This is a genomic window from Streptomyces sp. NPDC021100 (assembly GCF_044333095.1).
Classification (GTDB): Bacteria; Actinomycetota; Actinomycetes; order Streptomycetales; family Streptomycetaceae; genus Streptomyces.
The window spans coordinates 299368-319252 of the sequence record NZ_JBIRQH010000002.1 but is presented as its reverse complement, the minus strand read 5'-3'; the positions used below and the strand labels follow the sequence as shown (position 1 = coordinate 319252).

Genomic DNA, 19885 nt, shown 5'->3' with positions numbered 1-19885 from the left:
GGGATGTTTTGTCGTGCACGGGCACGTGCCTCAGGTGTCGCGGTCGCCTGTGGTCTCGGCCTGGCCTTGATCACGGGTGTGCTGCCGGATGCCGCGTCCGCGGCAGGTGCGGCTTCGGCCAGGAACCCCGCACCGCGCTATGAGGGCGGGGGCGATTCCGGGAGGGCAGCGTCGGAAGCCGATGCACTCGCCCAGGCGAAGCGGTCGGGCAAGAACGTGGAGGTGGCCTCTCAGCGTGGTGAGAGCTGGGATGTCGTCGCCAAGCCGGACGGCACGTTGGAGACGCGGGAGTACCTGAGGCCGGTCAGGGCGCGTGTGGGCGGTGAATGGCGGCCCACGGACGTCGCGTTGGAAAGAACGCCCGAGGGGTCGGTCTCGCCGCACGTCGCCACCGTCGGAGTCTCGTTCTCCGGAGGTGGCGACACTTCTTTGGTCAAGCTCGACAAGGCGGGCCGCAAGCTGGCTCTCGACTGGCCGACCAGGCTTCCGAGTCCGCGGCTGGAGGGGGATACGGCGACGTATCCCGATGTCCTGCCGGACGTCGATCTCCGGCTCACCGCCCAAGTGGACGGATTCACGCAACTGCTGGTGGTGAAGTCGGCGAAGGCGGCGGCCAATCCGGAGCTCGCGCACCTCCGTCTGAAGATCGCCGGGGAGGGAGTCGCGGTCCAGGAGACGGCTCAGGGAGGTCTCAACGCGATCGACCAGGGAGCAGGAGGCACGGTCTTCGAAGCACCCACCCCGATGATGTGGGACTCCAGCCCCGGTTCGTCCGCCCCGAACCGGTCCGGAGCAGCACTTCGCAGACCTGACTCCAGGAAGGTCCCGTCTGTCACCGCGAACCGGCGCGAGGTTTCCGGTCCGGCAGAGTCCGGGCAACTCGCCCGCGTGGCGGTCGACGTGCCGGACGGTGGGCGGGAACTGGTTCTGACCCCCGACAAGAAGGTGCTGACCGGTCCCGACACCGTGTACCCGGTGTACATCGATCCGCAGTGGTATTCGCCTCGTTCGTCGGCGTGGACCATGGCCTCCAAGTACTGGGCCAACGAGCCGCAGTGGAAGTTCAACGGCAAGACCGACGCCGGCATGGGCTACTGCGACTGGAACCACTGCAACCCGGGTGACACCAAGCGTCTCTTCTACGAGATACCGACCTCCAGGTTCGCGGGGAAGACCATCCTCTCGGCCGAGTTCGTGGTGCCCGAGACCTGGGCGGCCTCGTGTACGAAGAAGGGGGTCCAGCTGTGGCGGACCAAGGGCATCGATTCCTCGACCACGTGGAACTCCCAGGACTCCTCCGATTTCTGGATCAAGAAGCTGGGCGAGTACGACTTCGCGTACGGCTTCGAGGGCTGCGCCAGTGCGGACGCGGAGTTCAAGGTTCTCGACACGGTCAAAGAGGCCGCGGGCAAGTCGTGGTCTTCGGTGACGTTCGGCCTGCGGGCATCGGACGAGAGCGACACCTACGCCTGGAAGCGGTTCGCCGACCGGGCATACCTGCGCGTCCAGTACAACCAGACGCCGCCGCAGATCTCCATGTCCCAGTTGTCGATGGAGTACGGCGGGAAATGCAGGATCCCGGAGAAGGCGGTTCACGTACGCAGCCTGGGAGTGATCCACGCCGACCACGTCACCGATCCGGACGGCGACGACGTCGCGGTCGAGTTCCAGGCCGAGTGGGACGCGGGTGACGGCAAGGGAACCATCGCGCGCTGGAAGCCGGGGCTGACCTCGTTCAAGAAGTCCGGCTCCGACTTCCACGTCACCCTGCCGTCCAACATCGCCGTGAACACCCCGGTGAACTGGTACGCGCGCTCCTACGACGGACGCGGATACTCGCCCTGGTCGTACGCAGGTTCGCCCAGTGGCTGCTACTTCGTCCGTGACCCCAAGGTCCTGCCCGCGCCCAAGATGACATCCGCCGACTATCCCGAGTCGAAGCCGGGCTCGTCCGGTGACGACGACGATCCCTGGTACGACGGGACAGGCCGCTACGGCTCCTTCACCGTCGGCCCTGCCGGCAAGGACATCACCAAGTACATCTACGGCATCAACGGGGACGCCACTCCGAAGAACACGCTCGGCACCACGGAGGGAGCCGCGAGGACCATCAAGGCCCTTCCCGGTGACGCGGGCCTGAACTTCATCACTGTTCAGGCGCTCGACGCCGTCGGCAATATGAGCGAGCCGTACACCTATCGCTACAAGGTGCGTGCCGGCCAGCCGGAACGGGCCACGTGGGCGATGGACGAAGGGCCGGACGCCAAGCAGGCCGAGGGCAGCACCCCGGCCCGGACGGCGGAGCTGCACGGGGGCGCGGTCACCGGGACCGATGGCGTCATGGGCAAATCCCTGACGCTGAACGGGACGGACGCGTACGCCGGCACCGACGTGCCCATCGTGGACACCTCCGGCGGATTCACGGTTTCCGCCTGGGCGAAGCTGTCGAAGATGCCGTCGGAACCGGCGGCCGTCGCCACCCAGCCCGGCAACCACTCGCCCGGATTCTCGCTGTACTACTCCAAGGACTATGACCGGTGGGCGTTCAGCCAGTTCGCCTCGGACACGGACGGCGCACTGCCCGTCCGGGTCATGCAGCAGAAACCCGGCGGTGTGAAGCCGGGGGAATGGACGCATCTGGTCGGCGTCTACGACAGCGGTGACGACGAACTGCGGCTGTTCGTCAACGGCCGACAGGAAGGCGCCGTTTCGTACAAGACACCCTGGGACGCTCGTCGCGGTCTGCTGATCGGCGCCTCATCGTCCAATGGCAAGCCGAACGCGTTCTTCCCCGGACAGCTCGACGAGTTGGAGATCTTCAACAAGCCCGCTTCCGCGAACGAGGTCTCCCGGCTCTACGCCAAGGAACACATTCGCGGTCCGGGACGCCCGGCCCGTGCGGTCTTCCCGTTGGACGAGGAACCCGGTGCCAAGGAAGTGACCGGGCGCGCCGACGTCATGCCGGCGGTTTTCCACGGTAGCCCCCAGCCCGGCTCCGATGGCGTCGACGGCAAGGCGCTCTCTCTTGACGGCGTGCACGATTACGCCACCGTGGACGCCCCCCACTTCAACACCATGGGTGCCTTCGCCGTCTCCGCCTGGGTCCGTCTGCCAAAGGACAAGCCGACGCACACGGCTGTGGTCGTCACCCAGGCCGGATCCCATGCGAGTGGTGTCGAGCTCTATTACTCGCCCTCCTACGACAAGTGGGTGCTGAACCAGCACACGCAGGACACCACCGATGCCACGTCCAACAAAGTGGTCCAGAGCGCGGGCGCACGACCGCAGGGCGGTGAGTGGACGCACCTGACAGGCGTCCGGGACATCGTCGCCGGCACTCTCACCCTCTACGTCAACGGGGTGGAAGCCGGCAGCGAACCCTTGGCCGCCTCCTGGTACGCCGACAAGCAACTGCAGATCGGCGCCGGCGCCTATTCGGGCAAGCAGGACAACTTCTTTCCCGGCGAGATCGATGAACTCCGCATCTACGATCGCCCTGTCTCGGTCCACGAAGTGCGCCAGCTCGTGAAGCAGCGTCCCCTGGTGAAGGGCCGTTGGCAATTCGAGGCGGCGTCGGGCAGCCCGGCCGTCTCACCGGACGCCCTTCCGGATCAGCGGGCGGCGCGGCACGACATGACGCTCACCGGTGGCGCCGCCATCGGCGAGGGGCATGTGGACAAGAGCGGCCTGAAGCTCAACGGCGTGAATGCCGCGGCCTTCACCAACGGAGTTCCCGTCGACACCAGTGGCAGTTTCACCATGACCGCGTGGGCGCAACGCGTGGCGGACAAGCCGGGCCGCGCCATGACGGTGATGAGCGCGGAGGGCGCGTCGCAGAGCGCGTTCGCCGTCCGGTACCTCCCGGGCGACAAGAGCTCGGGTGAAGGACACGGGCGCTGGCAGGTGACACTGCCCGGCAAGGACGCGGAGAAGGACGTCACGGTCACGACGGTGGACCACAAGGCCTACCAGGACGCGGGGGAGTGGAACCACCTCGCTCTGGTCTACGACGGCTTCTCGGACGAGCTCCGGCTGTACGCGAACGGCGTACTGGAGGAGTTCTCGTGCCCCGCGGATCCCGATGCCGCGAAGGCCGCCGGGTGTTCCGACCGGTCTTCCCGGGTGGGCAACGCCGTCTCCTTCGGTGCCACCAAGTCCTTGCACTTGGGGCGAACGATGGCGAAGGGAACCGGCACCGAGTACTGGTCGGGGCAGATCGACGACGTGTGGGCCTTCCAGGGGGCGCTGAGCGACGCCCAGATCAAGCAGCTCGCGATCGGAGAGCGCGACCTGCCCACCCGGATTCCCCACGGCTGACCCGCGCACGCGTGGGGAGCCCGCGACGGTCGGGCTCCCCACTGGATTCGTGCAGTGCCGTCGCAGATGGATTCCGCAGCACTCGCAGCGCGCACGGCGTGTTCGCGCTGCCTCAGCGAGGGATGACGAGAGATGAAAGGCAAGTCCGGAGTACGAATAGCCCCCTGGCACAGACGTGTGGCACTCGGAGTGTCCACGGTCTTGGTGGGGGCACTGCTGCAGGGCGTGGCCGCATCGGCGGCCGACGCCGCCGGCAACCTGCCCGGCACACCATCACCGGGAAAGCCGGTAGCGGGTAAGGCAATCGGGAGCAAACCACGCAAGGTCGATCCAGCTCCGAGGGTTCCCGGGCAGGCGCCCCGCGCCTCGTGGAGCCCGAGCGGGAGAGCCCTGGTCGAACTGACAGGTGCGCCGACCGCGGCGGGAGGGCGGGAGAAGGCGGGAAGCGTCCCGCTCAGTCTCTTCGCGCCTTCGAAGGGGCCGGGCAAGCCGGATACGTCACCTGACAAAGCCGAAGTCCGCGTTCTGGAACCGGAGGCGAGCCGCCGGGCCCAGGTGGACGGGCCACTGTTCGTCATCACCCCGGCGTCCGGCAAGAGCACCGCAAAGCCCACGGCGCCCACGAGCGCGGGCGTACGGATCGACTATTCCGGCTATGCGCAGGCTTTCGGCGGCGGGTACGCGTCGCGGCTGCGGCTCGTCGAACTCCCTTCCTGCGCGGTCACTTCTCCCGACAAGGCCGCCTGCCGGACCGCAAAGCCCCTCGCCACGAAGAACGACACCGAAAAGCAGGTGCTGACCGCCGATCGCATCGGTCTCCGGCCTGGGAGTGCGACCGTCCTTGCCGCCGCCCCGGCCGCATCGGGCGAGAAGGGCGACTACAAGGCCACGCCCCTGTCACCGTCGGCGACCTGGAAGACCGACCTGAACAGCGGTGCCTTCAGCTGGTCCTACGACATTCCGGTGCCGGACGTACCCGGCAGCATGAAGCCCAACATCGGGCTCAGCTATTCGTCTTCGACGATCGACGGCCGCACGGGCAACACCAACAACCAGTCGTCCTGGGTGGGCGACGGCTTCGACATGTGGCCCGGATTCATCGAGCGCCGCTACAAGCCGTGCTACGACGACGGGGAGAAGCACGACGACGGCAACAAGCCCGGTGATCTCTGCTGGGCCTATGACAACGCCTTCATCTCCTTCAACGGCAAGGCGGGAGAACTCGTCCCGGCCGGCGGCAACGAATTCAAGCTGAAGAGCGACGACGGCACCAGGATCGCCCGGCTCTCCGGCAGCGAGCACGACAACGGCGACAACGACAACGAGTACTGGCGGCTGACCACTCCGGGCGGCACCCGCTACTACTTCGGCTACCACAAGCTCAACGGCTGGGCGAAGGGCAAGGACACCACCGACTCCACCTGGACCGTCCCCGTCTACGGGAACAACTCGGGCGAGCCCTGTCACAAGACCGGCTTCAAGGACTCGTGGTGCCAGCAGGCCTGGCGCTGGAACCTTGACTACGCCGTCGACCGGCACGGCAACGCGGTCGGTTACTACTACGGCAAGGAGACCAACTCCTACGGCCGCGACCTGGAGAAGAAGGACGACACCCCGTACGCGCGCGGAGGCTACCTCAAGCGTATTGAGTACGGACTGAAGTCCGCGGACCTGTATGCCAAGCCGCTGGCCAAGGTCGACTTCACCAACGCCGAGCGGTGCCTCCCGCAGGACAAGGACAAGGTGACCTGTGCGGAGAACACCATCGACGACAAGAAAGCGTACTGGTACGACACTCCGTGGGACCTGAACTGCAAGGAGGGAACCGAGTGCGACAAGGGCCGCTTCTCTCCGTCCTTCTGGACACGGAAGCGCCTGACGGAGGTCTCCACCAGCGTCCTCAAGAGTGACGGCAAGTACGCGCCCGTCGACTCGTGGAAGCTGAACCACCGCTGGGGCACGGCGGACATCGACTACCAGCTCCTGTTGGACTCCGTCCAGCACACCGGTCAGTCCGCGAGCCCCGCCATCACTCTGCCGAAGACGACCTTCGCCTACATCCAGCGGACCAACCGCCTGGACAAGACCGGGGACGGCAAAGCGCCCTTCATCAAGGAGCGCCTCGCCACGATCGCGGACGAGTTCGGCGGACAGACGGACGTCGTCTACTCACAACCGGCCTGCGACTGGGCGAAACTTCCCACACCCGAATCCAATACCACACGCTGCTTTCCTCAGTTCATCGGCGGGAGCAGCAGTGACGACCCGACCAAGCAGTGGTTCAACAAGTACGTGGTCGAAGCCGTGGCGGCCACCGACCGCACGGGCGGGGCGCCCGACCAGGTCACGCGCTACGACTACCTCGACGGTGCCGCCTGGCACTACGACGATGACGACGGGCTGACCAAGGAGAAGTTCAAGACCTGGTCCCAGTGGCGCGGATACGGACACGTCCGGGTCCAAAAGGGAGGCCAGGGCTCGGACGCGATGAAGTCCCAGGAGGACACCTACTTCCTCCGTGGCATGGATGGCGACCGGAAGGACTCCGACGGAGGCAAGAAGAGCGTCAGCATCCTCCTGAGCGAGGAAGAGGGCGGCCCGATCGCCGACCACGAGTCCTCGGCCGGCTTCACGTACCGCACCGAGACCTACTCGGGCCCCGGCGGCAAGGTTCTGTCGAAAACCGTCAGCCGGCCCTGGCACCACGAGACCGGCAAACGCGAACGCTCCTGGGGCACGGTCACCGCGAACTTCACCGGCACGGAGTCGTCCCGCACCTTCACTTCGCTGGACGGCGGCGCGGGTGAGAAATGGCGGCAGACCCGTACGGCGACGGAGTACGACACGAAGACGGGCCGCGCCAAACAAACGGACGACTTCGGCGACACCGAAACCGATGCCGACGACCGGTGTACTCAGACCACGTACGCGGACAACCCCGACGCCAACATCTTCAGCCTGCCGTCGCGTGCCGTGACCGTCGCCGCCTCCTGTGACAAGGCGTCGTCGGTCGACCGGACCAAGGCGGTCGTCGCCGACGTCCGCACGGCGTACGACGGCGGGACCTACGGAGCGGCTCCCACCAAGGGCGACGCGACCAGCGTTGCCACGCTGAAGAAGGACGACGGACAGCAGGCGGTCTACCTGGAGTCCGGCAAGACCTTCGACGGCTACGGACGGGAACTGTCGTCCACCGACCTCACGGCCGACGTGGTCTTCGACCGGTCCGGCGAGCGCCGCTCGACCACCAAGCGGACGGACGGCCGCACCACCACGACCGCCTACTCGCCCGCCACGGGCTTCCCCGACACCGTCACCGCGACTGCCCCGCCGGCCAAGGCGGGAGACCCGTCGACCGCCTGGACGAGCACGACCACGCTCGACCCGCTGCGCGGCCAGCCGCTCAGCAAGACGGACGCCAACGACCGGCGCACGGACTTCGACTACGACGCGCTCGGCCGCAGCACCAAGGTGTGGCTCCCCAACAAGGCGAAGGGGGCGGGCGGAGCGCCCAGCCTCGAATTCGCCTACTACATAGCCGAGGGCAAGCCGGCAGCTGTCGCCACCCGGACCCTCAACGACAACTACGGCCAATTGACGTCGTACACGATCTACGACGGACTTCTTCGCCCCCGCCAGACCCAGGCACCGGGCCCCGACGGCGGCCGGTTGCTCACCGACACGTTCTACGACGAGCGCGGACTGGCCACAAAGTCCTTCGCGACGTACTACGCCCTCGGCGCTCCCGCGACGACCCTCTTCGCACCGGACGATGCCCTGAAGGTGGAGTCCCAGACCTGGACCGCCTACGACGGACTGGGTCGGGCCACCGAAACGAAGCAGATCGCCGGCAACAGCGACGCCGGCAAGGTGCTGTCCACGACCCGCACCATCTACGGCGGCGACCGCACAACGGTGATCCCGCCGGTCGGATCCACGGCCACGACCACGGTGATCGACGCGCGGGGCCAGACCACGGAACTCCGCCAGCACCACGACCGCGGCGCCGACGGGGAAGCGGACGTCACTCGGTATACGTACGGTCCGACGGGCAAACTGACCAAGTTCACCGATCCGGCGGGGAACGCCTGGACGTACGCCTACGACCAACTTGGCCGTGCGATCTCCTCCGAGGACCCGGACAAGGGCCCGGTGACCAGCACGTACGACGACCGCGGTCAGTTGATCAGCGTCACCAACTCGCGCAAGAGCAAGAACACGCTCTACTACGCCTACGACAACCTCGGCCGCAAGACCGAGCTCCGCGAGGGCTCGGCCAACGGCACGAAGCTCGCCGAGTGGACCTACGACACGGTCAACCGGGGCAAGGGCCAACCCGCTACCTCGACCCGCTTCGAGAACGGCAACGCCTACACCAACCGCATCGACGAGTACGACTCGCTGTACCGCGCCACGCGGTCACGAGTGGCGATCCCCGCCAACGAAGGCGCCCTGGCCGGGGAGTACTACTTCGGCACCACCTACAACCCCTCCGGCAGCGTCCAGGGCGTGATGCTCCCGAAGGCGGGCTCCCTGTCGGGCGACGGCATCGTCTACAGCTACGACAAGCTGCTGCGCCCCACGGAGGTCATCGGCTCCGGCGGTTTGAAGGCGAGCGTCACCAGCTACAGCCTCACGGGCAAGCCGCTCCAGGCGAAGATGACCGGGGGCGGCAAGTTCACCCAGCTCACCAACGGTTACGAGTGGGGCACACAGCGGCTGGCCACCACCCGCGTCGATCGTGAGAACGCGCCCACCGCGGACAAGGCCGCCACGTACACGTACGACGAGACCGGCAACGTCCGCGCGGTCTCCGACGCCGCGTCGGGTGGCCTGGACACCCAGTGCTTCACCTACGACTACCTGCGGCGCGTCACGGACGAATGGACCCAGCCCACGCCGTCCTGCTCCAACGCCCCGGACGGCAAGTCCATCGGCGGTCCGGCCCCGTACTGGAACTCCTACACCTACGACAAGACCGGCAACCGTCTCACGGAAACCCGCCACGACACTGGCGGCGACAGCGCCAAGGACACCAAGCGCACCTACTCCTACCCGCCGGCAGGCGGCCCGCAGCCGCACACGCTGACGGCGGTGGACACGACCGCGCCGACAGGCACGGCCAAGGACTCCTACGCCTACGACTCCATCGGCAACACCACGACCCGGACGATCGCCGGTGACAAGCAGACCTTGGACTGGGACGTCGAAGGGCGCCTGGCGAAGGCCGTCCAGTTCCGGAACGACAAGGCCGCCGACAGCGCCTCCTACGTCTACGACGCCGACGGCCAACGTCTCATCGGCCGCACGGATACCGAGACCACGCTCTACCTCGGCGCCACGGAGATCACCCTCGCCAAGGGCGCCAAGACACCGAAGGCCACCCGCTACCTCGACCTGGGCAACGGTGTCCAGGCCGTCCAGAACGACGACGGCAGCGGCTCGTTCGTCGTCGCGGACCACCTCGGTACGGGCCAACTCGCCATCGACGCGAAGGGCGCTTCGGCAACTCAGCGACGCACCACCCCCTTCGGCAACCCACGAGGTGAACAGCCGAAGAACTGGCCGGGCACCAAGGGCTTCGTCGGTGGCACGAACGACACGACGACGGGTCTGACTCACCTCGGCGCCCGCGAATACGACCCCGGTATCGGCCGATTCATCAGCGTGGACCCGGTGATGGACCTGGGCGACCCCCAGCAGAACCACGGCTACACCTACGCCCACAACAACCCGGCGACCCTTTCCGACCCTTCGGGTCTGCAGCCGGCGGACTGCTGGACCATGCCGGGGATGCAGTGCACCAGGCGCTCGGACGGCGGCTGGGACCAGCGGATGCCGGGAGAGTCCTCGTCCGGCGACGAGGGCGGTGATGACGGCGGTGGCTACGACGGTGGCGGGTACGGGGGCGGTGAATCCGGTGGGTACGAACACCCGGCCAGCCGAGGCATGGAAGAGATTTACGCGGGCGTCGAGGTCCCCATCAACTGGAAGGACAAGAAGAAATTCCAGGAGACGCTCTATCAGGAGATCATTCGCTCCTGCATGGGCGAATCGATCAACTGCTGGAGCGACGCCATCAACCGGGGTGGTCCGGAGGCGGATACGGCGCTGAACCGAGTCCGGTACCTTGCGTACCTCTCCTGCACTGGTCTCAGTTGCCCCAGAGGCATGGGATCTTGGAAAAACGGCTTCCTGGCCGGAGCGGCGCTGTGGGGTATCCCCGGCGTGGAAGGTGAGTCGGGGCGTGGACTGGGCGGCGGGTCCCGGTCCGGCGGACGGGGCTCAGGAAAGGGTTCCTGCCTCCACAGCTTCACGCCCGGGACCGAAGTCCTGCTCGAAGACGGCAGCAGCAAGCCGATCGAAGACGTCAGGACGGGCGACAGAGTCCTGGCGACAGATCCGGAAACGGGCAAGGAGACACCACGCGAGGTCGTCGCCACGTTCGACACCGAGCACGACAAGGACTTCACCGATCTGACGGTCGAAACGGAGCGGGGCGCTGCGAGCATCATCGCTACGGATACCCACCCGTTCTGGGAGGCTGTCGGCAAGAAGTGGGTCAATGCCGATGAACTGAGCCCCGGTTCCTACCTTCTCAGCCCCAAGGGCGAAACGCTCCGGGTCAAGGGAACCCGACACTTCGTCAAGCAGCAGCACACACATGACCTGACAGTCAGCGGCGTGCACGCGTACTATGTGCTGGCGGGTAAGGCTCCGGTACTCGTTCACAACAGCAACTGCTCTCTGTACACAGTGGGTGGGCCGAGGGTTCGCCCCGGGAAAGATATCGATGTGGATGCGGCTGGCTTCGTGAATGGGCCTACTGCTGAGCAGCTGAAATCTTTGGACGTGCAGGGGCTCTCCACGTTTGATTCGGTAGCGAACGCAAGTCGTGTCGGACTGAAGGGGCAGCTTCGTACTCCTACGGGTCCACTTCCCGACGGGCTGGGTGTGATCGCCGACGGTAAAGGGGTCGGAGGTCCGCGCGCACTTGGTCACCACACCATTTACCCAACGCGTCGCATGTCGTTTGATGAGTATGTGGACCTCATCAAAGGGATGAAATGGCAGAACATAGGGAAGAAGTTGTGAGTCCAGAAAGAGACGCCCTGGGGATGGAGGAGTGGCGTGCTTTGGTAGCAGCTGAGCAAGAGGTCGCTCGATGTCGGGCCGAGGTGAACCAGCTGCCCTCACGTGTGGACTTGCTGGCGAAGGCGCTTTCGAGCGGTTCAGCGTGGGATCGAGCTGTCGCCCTGGATTTCCTCCATCTCTTCCCTGACGATGTTCCGAAGCTGCTCGATCTCCTGGTTGACGTTTCCATGTCGACCGGGTGGACAGTGCCGGCTTGTGAGACGATCCGGGCAGCTCGGCAAGAAATTGATCAATCGCGATTCGTGCGGGTAGCGCTAGAGTGCCTATCTGGCGGTGAAGTCGACGACTACCTCCGGCTGGCTGACGTGCTGGTCGAGGTTGAAGCGTGGGAGGCTCTGGCCGCCGTGATCGGTAAAGCTGCCGAGAGTGACGATCCCGAAATTCGGGAAGCTTCTCGCAGTTTCGCCGAAAGTCATGGCGGTAAGTTGTCATGATTGGCGCGTAGCTCTCGGTGGTAAAAAAGAGCCGAGCTTTGCGTTCCCCGGATTTCCGACCCGTTGGAATTCAGTTCTATTGCGACGGGTAAAGATCTGTGAATCCGAAGCTCCGTCACGTGCATCCTGGCGGGGCTTCGGCACGGGGTGCCGGCAGCAGTTCACGGGCAGTGGACGAAGGCGGCGCAGGATGACAGTTCGTCGCTGCCAAAGCGTGATGCCTCGGCGTCTCCGGGTGCCGAGCGCCGCCTGCGCAGCTCCAGCAGGCGCTTAACAGTGCGCGTTCGCCTCAGCGTGGTCATCTCCGCAGAAGGCGAACCTGCGCTTGTCCAGGTCGGCGTGGTCGTCCTGCGAGGCCCGGGGGGCACATTTCCGGCGTCCCAAGAATCCGACGATCCGTGTGCCGCCCCCGCGCGCCGCCTGCTCCCATGGCGTCGCGCCCCGGGAAGTGGAACCGTGGGAGCATGCCGGAGCCCAAGCAGTCTCAGGAGCGCGCCGACGATGCGCGGCCTCCGTCCGACCCCGAGATCGTCGCGCTGGACGCGCACTGGCGGGCCGCCAATTATCTGGCCGCCGGGCAGATCTATCTGATGGGGAACCCGCTGCTGGCGGAGCCGTTGCGGCCGCAGCACATCAAGCCGCGGCTGCTGGGGCACTGGGGGACCTCGCCCGGGCTGAACCTCGTGTACACCCATCTCAACCGGGTGATCAAGCAGCGGGGGATCGAGGCGCTCTGTGTGTGGGGGCCCGGGCATGGCGGGCCGGCTGTGGTGGCCAACTCGTGGCTGGAGGGGAGCTACAGCGAGACGTATCCCGACGTCACGCAGGACGCGGACGGGATGGGGCGGCTGTTCCGGCAGTTCTCGTTTCCCGGTGGGGTGCCCAGTCATGTGGCGCCTGAGACGCCCGGGTCGATTCACGAGGGCGGGGAGCTCGGGTACTCGCTCTCGCATGCTTACGGGGCCGCGTTCGACCGGCCCGAGCTGCTCGTGGCCTGTGTCATCGGGGACGGGGAGGCCGAGACCGGGCCGTTGGCCGCCTCGTGGCATTCCAACAAGTTCCTCGATCCTGTGCGCGATGGCGCCGTGCTGCCCATTCTCCATCTCAATGGGTACAAGATTGCGAACCCCACCGTCCTCGCCCGGCTGCCCGAGCACGAGCTCGACCGGCTGCTGCACGGGTACGGGCATCATGTCCTGCACGTGACCGGAGACGATCCGATGACCGTCCATCGCGCCATGGCCGTCGCCATGGACACCGCGCTGGACCACATCGCCGCCATCCGGCGTACCGCCCGGGAGGAGGGCATCGCGGACCGGCCCTCCTGGCCCGTCATCGTGCTGCGGACGCCCAAGGGGTGGACCGGGCCCGGCGAGGTCGACGGGCTGCCCGTCGAGGGCACCTGGCGGTCCCATCAGGTGCCGCTGTCCGGGGTCCGGGACAATCCCGAGCACCTGCGGCAGCTGGAGGCGTGGCTGCGGTCGTACCGGCCGGAGGAGCTGTTCGACGAGCGCGGACGCCCGCGCCCGGACGTGCTGGAGTGCGTGCCCGAGGGGACGCGGCGGCTCGGCGCCACCCCGTACGCCAACGGCGGGCTGCTCCTCCACGACCTGCCCGTCCCGCCCCTGGAGCGGCACGCGGTCGCCGTGGACCGGCCGGGCGCCGGGCGGCACGAGCCGACCGCCGTTCTCGGCGGGCTGCTCGCCGACGTCATGGCGGCCACTTCCGACCGTCGCGACTTCCGTCTCGTGGGGCCTGATGAGACCGCTTCGAATCGGCTGCAGGCGGTCTACGGCGCGAGCGGCAAGGCGTGGCAGGCGGGCACTCTGCCCACCGACGAGCATCTCGACCGGCACGGGCGCGTGATGGAGATCCTGTCCGAGCACACCTGCCAGGGGTGGTTGGAGGGGTACCTCCTGACCGGGCGGCACGGGCTGTTCTCCTGTTACGAGGCGTTCGTGCACATCGTCGACTCGATGGTCAACCAGCACATCAAGTGGCTGCGGGTCTCCCGGAGGCTCCCCTGGCGGCGGCCCATCGCCTCCCTCAACTACCTGCTCACGTCCCATGTGTGGCGGCAGGACCACAATGGGTTCTCGCACCAGGATCCCGGCTTCGTCGATCACGTCCTCAACAAGAGTCCGGAAGTCGTGCGGGTGTATCTGCCACCGGACGCCAACACCCTGCTCTCCGTCGCCGACCACGCCCTGCGCAGCCGCGACTACGTCAACGTCATCGTCGCCGGCAAGCAGCCATGCTTCGACTGGCTCACCCTGGAGCAGGCCCGCGCCCACTGCGCCCGCGGCGCGGGCGTCTGGGAGTGGGCCGGCACCGAGGACGGACGACGGGAGCCGGACGTGGTGCTGGCCTGTGCCGGGGACGTACCGACACAGGAGGTCCTCGCGGCAGCGAGCCTGCTCCGGCGGCACCTGCCCGACCTGGCCGTCCGCGTCGTCAACGTCGTCGACATCGCCCGGCTGACGCCGCACGGTGAGCACCCGCACGGCATGCCGGACCACGAGTTCGACGCCCTCTTCACCACCGACCGGCCCGTCGTCTTCGCGTACCACGGCTACCCGTGGCTCATCCACCGCCTCGCCTACCGGCGGGCCGGCCACCCGAACTTCCACGTCCGCGGCTACAAGGAGTCCGGTACCACGACCACGCCCTTCGACATGGTCGTCAGCAACGACCTCGACCGCTACCGGCTCGTCATGGACGTCATCGACCGCGTCCCCGGGCTCGCCGTCCGCGCGGCCGCCGTGCGGCAGGCGATGGAGGACGTCCGGACCCGCCACCACGCCTGGATCCGCGAGCACGGCACGGACCTGCCCGAGGTGGAGGAGTGGAGCTGGGACGGGTGAGCGCGGTGGCTCAGCCGCCCGCCCGGGCCGCCTCCGAGGCGATCACCGCCGCCTGGATGCGGCGCTCCACACCCAGCTTGGCGAGCAGCCGCGAGATGTGGTTCTTGACGGTCTTCTCGGAGAGGAAGAGCTGCCGGCCGATCTGCCGGTTGGTCATGCCCTCGCCGATGAGCGCGAGGATGTCGCGCTCGCGCGGCGACAGGCCCGCCAGCCGGTCGTCCTCCGGGTGGGCGCCCTCGTCGCCGCGCAGGCTGCTCATCAGCCGGGCGGTGGTGGCCGGGTCGAGCATGGACTGCCCGGAGGCGACCGTGCGGATCGCCGCCACCAGGTCGGAGCCCTTGATCTGCTTGAGGACGTAACCCGCCGCCCCCGCCATGATGGCGTCCAGCAGCGCGTCGTCGTCGTCGAACGACGTGAGCATCAGACAGGCCAGGTCCGGCATCCGCGACCGCAGTTCCCGGCAGACCGAGATGCCGTCGCCGTCGGGCAGCCGGACGTCCAGCACGGCGACGTCCGGGCGCAGCGCGGGACCCCGGGCGAGGGCCTGGCCGATCGTGCCGGCCTCGCCGGCCACCGTGATGTCGTCCTCGGCGTCCAGCAGGTCCTGGATGCCCCGCCGGACGACCTCGTGGTCGTCCAGGAGGAACACCCGGATCGGCTTCTCCGCAGAGAAGACCCTTGCCTGTTCCACTGCCCCTCCTGTCACCGTCCGCGCCGGTCGCACCGGTCACGCTTGGTGTCGATCGTGGTCGATCGTACGGGGTGGTGCCATGGGCCGAACGGCCCCACCTCCGGACGGCGCCCCCGGGGCCCGCGCGGCGCACCGGCCACCACCGTCCCGTCCTGCGGAGCCGAACGGGTGGTGTTCGCGTCACGGCGGTTCACGGTGTCCGTGGCCCGGGCGCACGCTGTGCCCACAGCGCCCCTTTCGCGCACGGCGATTTCGGAAAGGCGGTGGAACATGGCCGGTCTGGAAGTCAAGAGCAGCGGGCTGCTGTTCCTCGGCAACGGTCAACAGAACAATTTCGCCTTTGACTTCGGCAAGGTCCCGCCCGGCAGCTCATGGATCCGGCCCTGTGTGAACCACACGTCGTTCAGCGACCGGAACGCGCAGCTGGAGTACGTGTCCGAGTTCTCGTTCTGGGACTTCAACGACCCGATCCCGCCGTTCTGGGGAGTGACCCTCCGGGCGACCGGGAGCTCCGAGTTCATTTTCACCCTCGTCCTTGTGACCCCGTGACGGGAACGGACGGTTCGCTCATGCGCGTGCACGCGGTATTCGACGAGAACGGGGACATCCTCGCCCTGGCGGAGGTCGTGGAGGAGGGCGACGATCGCATCGGGGTCCGCCCGGTACCCGGTGACGACCGCAAGACGGCGGAATTCGCGGTCCCCGACGAGTGCGTGGGGAAACCCCTCGCGACGCTGGCCGACCGCTACCGGGTGGAGGACGCGTCCGGCGGGCCTCGGCTGACCCGGCGTTAGCGGTCGCCGGCGACCCGGCGGCCCGACGACCGGGCGACCCGGCGGTCCGGCGACCCGCCGACCCGACGTCAGCGGTCGCCGTGGCCCGGCGGTAGCGCACGGTCGGCGGCAGCGAGCGTTCAGCGGCGGCGGACGGGCAAGCGGCGGGCGCGGACGCGAAGCGGCAGTGGACCGGCCCGTCCGGCGGATGCGCACGGGCCGCCGGGCGGGTCACCGGGACGATGACGATCAGGGCCGGAACCGTCAGGGCCGCGGGATGTTCCGCAGATTCGAGCGCGCCATCTGCACCATCCGCCCCACACCCCCGTCCAGCACCATCTTCCCCGCCGACAGAGCGAACCCGCTCACCATGTCCGCGCTGATCTTCGGCGGCATCGAGAGCGCGTTGGGATCGGTCACGATGTCCACCAGCGCCGGGCCCTTGTGCCGGAACGCGTCCCGCAGCGCGCCCCGCACGTGCTTGGGCTTCTCCACCCGCACCCCGTACGCCCCGGCCGCCGTCGCTAGCGCCGCGAAGTCCGGGTTGCGGTTGGCCGTGCCGTACGACGGCAGGCCGCCCACCATCATCTCCAGCTCCACCATCCCCAGCGACGAGTTGTTGAACAGCACCACCTTCACCGGCAGCCCGTACTGCACCAGCGTCAGGAAGTCGCCCATCAGCATGGAGAACCCGCCGTCCCCGGACATCGACACCACCTGCCGGTCCGGGTCGAGGAACTGCGCCCCGATCGCCTGCGGCAGCGCGTTGGCCATCGAGCCGTGGGTGAACGAGCCGATGACGCGCCGCCGGCCGTTGGGGGTGAGGTAGCGGGCGGCCCAGACGTTGTTCATGCCGGTGTCCACGGTGAAGACCGCGTCGTCCGCCGCCTCCTCGTCCAGCACCGACGCCACGTACTCCGGGTGGATCGGCGTGTGCTTCTCCACCTTCCGCGTGTACGCCTTGACGACGCCCTCCAGGGCGTCCGCGTGCTTCTTCAGCATCTTGTCGAGGAACTTCCGGCCGCTCTTGACCTGCACCTTCGGCGTGAGGCAGCGCAGCGTCTCGCGGACGTCGCCCCACACCGCGAGGTCCAGCGCGGACCGCCGGCCCAGGCGCTCGGGCCGCACGTCCACCTGGGCGATCTTCACATCGTCCGGCAGGAACGCGGTGTACGGGAAGTCGGTGCCCAGCAGGATCAGCAGGTCGCACTCGTGGGTGGCCTCATAGGCGGCGCCGTAGCCGAGCAGGCCGCTCATGCCGACGTCGTACGGGTTGTCGTACTGGATCCACTCCTTGCCGCGCAGCGCGTGGCCGACGGGCGCCTTGACCCGTTCGGCGAACCGCATCACCTCGTCGTGCGCCCCCGCCGTGCCGGCGCCGCAGAACAGCGTCACCTTGCCGGCCTCGTCGACCATCCGCGCCAGCGCGTCGATCTCCGCGTCCCCGGGACGCACCGACGGCCGGGTGGTGACCAGCGCGTGGTCCCCGGTGGGCGCGGCGGCCGGCTCCCCGGCGACGTCCCCGGGCAGCACGATGACGCCGACGCCGCCGCGCCCGATCGCGTTCTGGATGCCGGTGCGCAGCACGCGCGGCATCTGCTGCGGGGTGGACACCAGCTCGCAGTAGTGGCTGCACTCCTGGAACAGCCGGTCCGGGTGGGTCTCCTGGAAGAAGCCGGTGCCGATCTCGCCGCTCGGGATGTGCGAGGCCAGCGCGAGCACGGGGGCCATGGAACGGTGGGCGTCGTACAGACCGTTGATCAGGTGCAGGTTTCCGGGGCCGCAGGAGCCCGCGCAGGCCGCCAGTTTGCCGGTGAGCTGTGCCTCCGCGCCCGCGGCGAACGCGGCGGCCTCCTCGTGGCGGACGTGCACCCAGTCGATGGCCGCGTTGCGGCGCACCGCGTCCACCACCGGGTTGAGGCTGTCGCCGACGACTCCGTAGAGCCGCCGCACCCCGGCCCGCGCCAGGATGTCGACGAACTGCTCCGCCACCGTCTGCTTGGCCATGAGAACGCTCCTCCGTTCCGCCGTGTCGTACGCGACCGGCGCGCGGCCGGTCACTCGCGCCCCTGCCCCCATCCACCCACGGAACACCTGGTCATGCATCTTCGTGCGGGCCGGCCGCGCTCCGGGGCCGCTCAGTAGGCCCGCTCAGACCAGGCCGCGTGCCGCCCGGAAGCGGGCCAGGGCCTCGGCGAGGTCGACGAGCGGCTCCGGGTAGCGCAGCCCGGAGCGGACGGCGGCGGGCAGTTTCCACGGCTCGTGGACGGCGGGCCCGGGGACGTCGGCGAGTTCGGGCACCCAGCGGCGGATATAGACGCCGTCGGGGTCGAAGCGGCGGCCCTGGACGACGGGATTGAGGACGCGGTTGGGGCGGGTGTCGGTGCCCGTGCCGGCCATCCACTGCCAGTTGAGCTGGTTGTTCGCCAGGTCGCCGTCGACGAGGTGGTGGAGGAAGTGCCGGGCGCCCTCCCGCCAGTCGTGGTGGAGGGTCTTGGCGAGGAAGGAGGCGACGATCATCCGGGCCCGGTTGTGCACCCAGCCCTCGTGGGCGAGCTGGCGCATCGCCGCGTCGACGACCGGGTAACCGGTGTGCCCGGCCCGCCAGGCGTCGAACTCGCCGGCGTCCCGCCGCCAGCGGTCGTGGCGCGTCCGGTAGTCGGCGGAGGCGGCCCGGGGGCGGGCGGCCAGCACCTGGTGGTGGAAGTCCCGCCAGGCCAGCTGGCGGACGAACGCCTCGGCGCCGGGCGAGTCCCCGCGCGCCCGCGTCACCACTTCGCGCGGTGACAGGCAGCCGAAGTGGAGGTACGCGGAGAGGCGGGACGTGGCGTCGGCGGCCAGGTCGTCGTGGAACTCGGCGTAGCGCTCGACGCCGTCGCGCAGCCAGGCCGTCAGCCGCCGCCGGCCCTCGCGCTCGCCGCCCCCGGGCAGGGCGGGCGCCGCGCCGCCGGCCCCGAGGTCCGCGGCCGAGGGCACCGGCAGCCCGTCCACCTCCGGGACGTCGACGCGCCGGGGCGGGGCCGCGACCGCCCGGGGCGGCTCCGCCGACCAGCGGCGGAAGTACGGCGTGAACACCGCGAAGTGGTCCTTCCCGGTGGGCGTCACCTCGCCCGGGGCCACCACCGTGACCACCGCGTCGTGCACGCGCAGCCGCCGCCCGTCCGCCTCCAGGGCGGCGCGCAGCCGCTCCTCGCGGCGGTGCGCGTAGCCGCTCACCCCGGCGGCTACGTGCACCTCCGCCGCGTCCGTCGCGGCGGCCACCCGGCAGGTCTCCTCGACCACGTCGCCCCGGCGGACGACCAGCCGGCCGCCGCGCGCCCGCAGCCCCTCGTCGAGGTCGGCCAGGCAGCCGGCGAGGAACGCGGACCGGTTCGGCGCGGCGAAGCCGGCGGCGGCGACGCCGCTGTCGACGACGAACAGCGGGACGACGCGGTCGCCCGCGCGGAGGGCCGCCCGCAGCACGGGGTTGTCGTGCAGCCGCAGGTCGGAGGTGAACAGGGCGAGGGCGACGGGCATGGCGCCAGGCTACGGCGCGTTCCGCGGCGGCCGGGGACGCGCCGGGCCGCGGCGCGGGGGCCGTTCGGGTGAGCGGGCGGCCCCGCGCAGGGATGCCGGGCCGGGGCCTGGAACACCTGATCAGGAACCCCCACG

General features: G+C 68.6%; 9 protein-coding genes. 6 read left to right on the top strand and 3 right to left on the bottom strand.

All coding sequences use genetic code 11. From position 1 onward, the window contains the following. The first annotated feature begins 3 nt into the window (after window positions 1-3). From ACH4PU_RS05015 to ACH4PU_RS05000, 4 genes are all read left to right on the top strand, one after another. Window positions 4-4317, top strand: coding sequence for a LamG-like jellyroll fold domain-containing protein (locus ACH4PU_RS05015; RefSeq protein WP_398266118.1), 4314 nt, complete (start codon window positions 4-6; stop codon window positions 4315-4317). 555 nt (window positions 4318-4872) lie between these two features. After that, a complete protein-coding gene (locus ACH4PU_RS05010) occupies window positions 4873-11412 on the top strand; it encodes a polymorphic toxin-type HINT domain-containing protein (RefSeq protein WP_398266115.1) in 6540 nt (2179 codons plus the stop codon). A 23-nt stretch (window positions 11413-11435) separates the two neighbouring features. Continuing rightward, window positions 11436-11906: a hypothetical protein gene (locus ACH4PU_RS05005; protein ID WP_398266112.1), complete on the top strand. Its 471-nt coding sequence runs from the start codon at window positions 11436-11438 to the stop codon at window positions 11904-11906. A 464-nt stretch (window positions 11907-12370) separates the two neighbouring features. Continuing rightward, window positions 12371-14770 (top strand): phosphoketolase, encoded by a 2400-nt coding sequence (locus ACH4PU_RS05000; RefSeq protein WP_398266109.1) that lies wholly within the window; start codon window positions 12371-12373, stop codon window positions 14768-14770. Between the two features lie 10 nt (window positions 14771-14780). On the opposite strand, the gene ACH4PU_RS04995 is transcribed toward ACH4PU_RS05000, so the two are convergent. Then, window positions 14781-15461 (bottom strand): response regulator, encoded by a 681-nt coding sequence (locus ACH4PU_RS04995; RefSeq protein WP_398266106.1) that lies wholly within the window; start codon window positions 15459-15461, stop codon window positions 14781-14783. Between the two features lie 270 nt (window positions 15462-15731). Between ACH4PU_RS04995 and ACH4PU_RS04990 the strand changes: the two genes are divergently transcribed. Further along, entirely contained in the window at window positions 15732-16010 is a 279-nt protein-coding gene (locus tag ACH4PU_RS04990) for a hypothetical protein (protein ID WP_398266103.1), read from the top strand. A 20-nt stretch (window positions 16011-16030) separates the two neighbouring features. After that, a complete protein-coding gene (locus tag ACH4PU_RS04985; protein ID WP_398266100.1) occupies window positions 16031-16255 on the top strand; it encodes a hypothetical protein in 225 nt (74 codons plus the stop codon). Window positions 16256-16498: 243 nt separating this feature from the next. Here ACH4PU_RS04985 and ACH4PU_RS04980 read toward each other — a convergent pair whose 3' ends face one another. Together ACH4PU_RS04980 and ACH4PU_RS04975 are read right to left on the bottom strand one after the other, a co-directional pair. Next, a complete protein-coding gene (locus tag ACH4PU_RS04980; protein WP_398266097.1) occupies window positions 16499-18241 on the bottom strand; it encodes a pyruvate dehydrogenase in 1743 nt (580 codons plus the stop codon). A 144-nt stretch (window positions 18242-18385) separates the two neighbouring features. Next, a complete protein-coding gene (locus tag ACH4PU_RS04975) occupies window positions 18386-19750 on the bottom strand; it encodes a cryptochrome/photolyase family protein (protein ID WP_398266094.1) in 1365 nt (454 codons plus the stop codon). Window positions 19751-19885 lie beyond the last annotated feature (135 nt).

Bases quoted from the DNA above. Each gene is read 5' to 3' on its own strand.
- ACH4PU_RS05015 (WP_398266118.1), top strand. From the start codon at position 4: ATGTTTTGTCGTGCACGGGCACGTGCCTCAGGTGTCGCGGTCGCCTGT.
- ACH4PU_RS05005 (WP_398266112.1), top strand. From the start codon at position 11,436: ATGGAGGAGTGGCGTGCTTTGGTAGCAGCTGAGCAAGAGGTCGCTCGA.
- ACH4PU_RS05000 (WP_398266109.1), top strand. From the start codon at position 12,371: ATGCCGGAGCCCAAGCAGTCTCAGGAGCGCGCCGACGATGCGCGGCCT.
- ACH4PU_RS04990 (WP_398266103.1), top strand. From the start codon at position 15,732: ATGGCCGGTCTGGAAGTCAAGAGCAGCGGGCTGCTGTTCCTCGGCAAC.
- ACH4PU_RS04985 (WP_398266100.1), top strand. From the start codon at position 16,031: ATGCGCGTGCACGCGGTATTCGACGAGAACGGGGACATCCTCGCCCTG.
- ACH4PU_RS04980 (WP_398266097.1), bottom strand. From the start codon at position 18,241: ATGGCCAAGCAGACGGTGGCGGAGCAGTTCGTCGACATCCTGGCGCGG.
- ACH4PU_RS04975 (WP_398266094.1), bottom strand. From the start codon at position 19,750: ATGCCCGTCGCCCTCGCCCTGTTCACCTCCGACCTGCGGCTGCACGAC.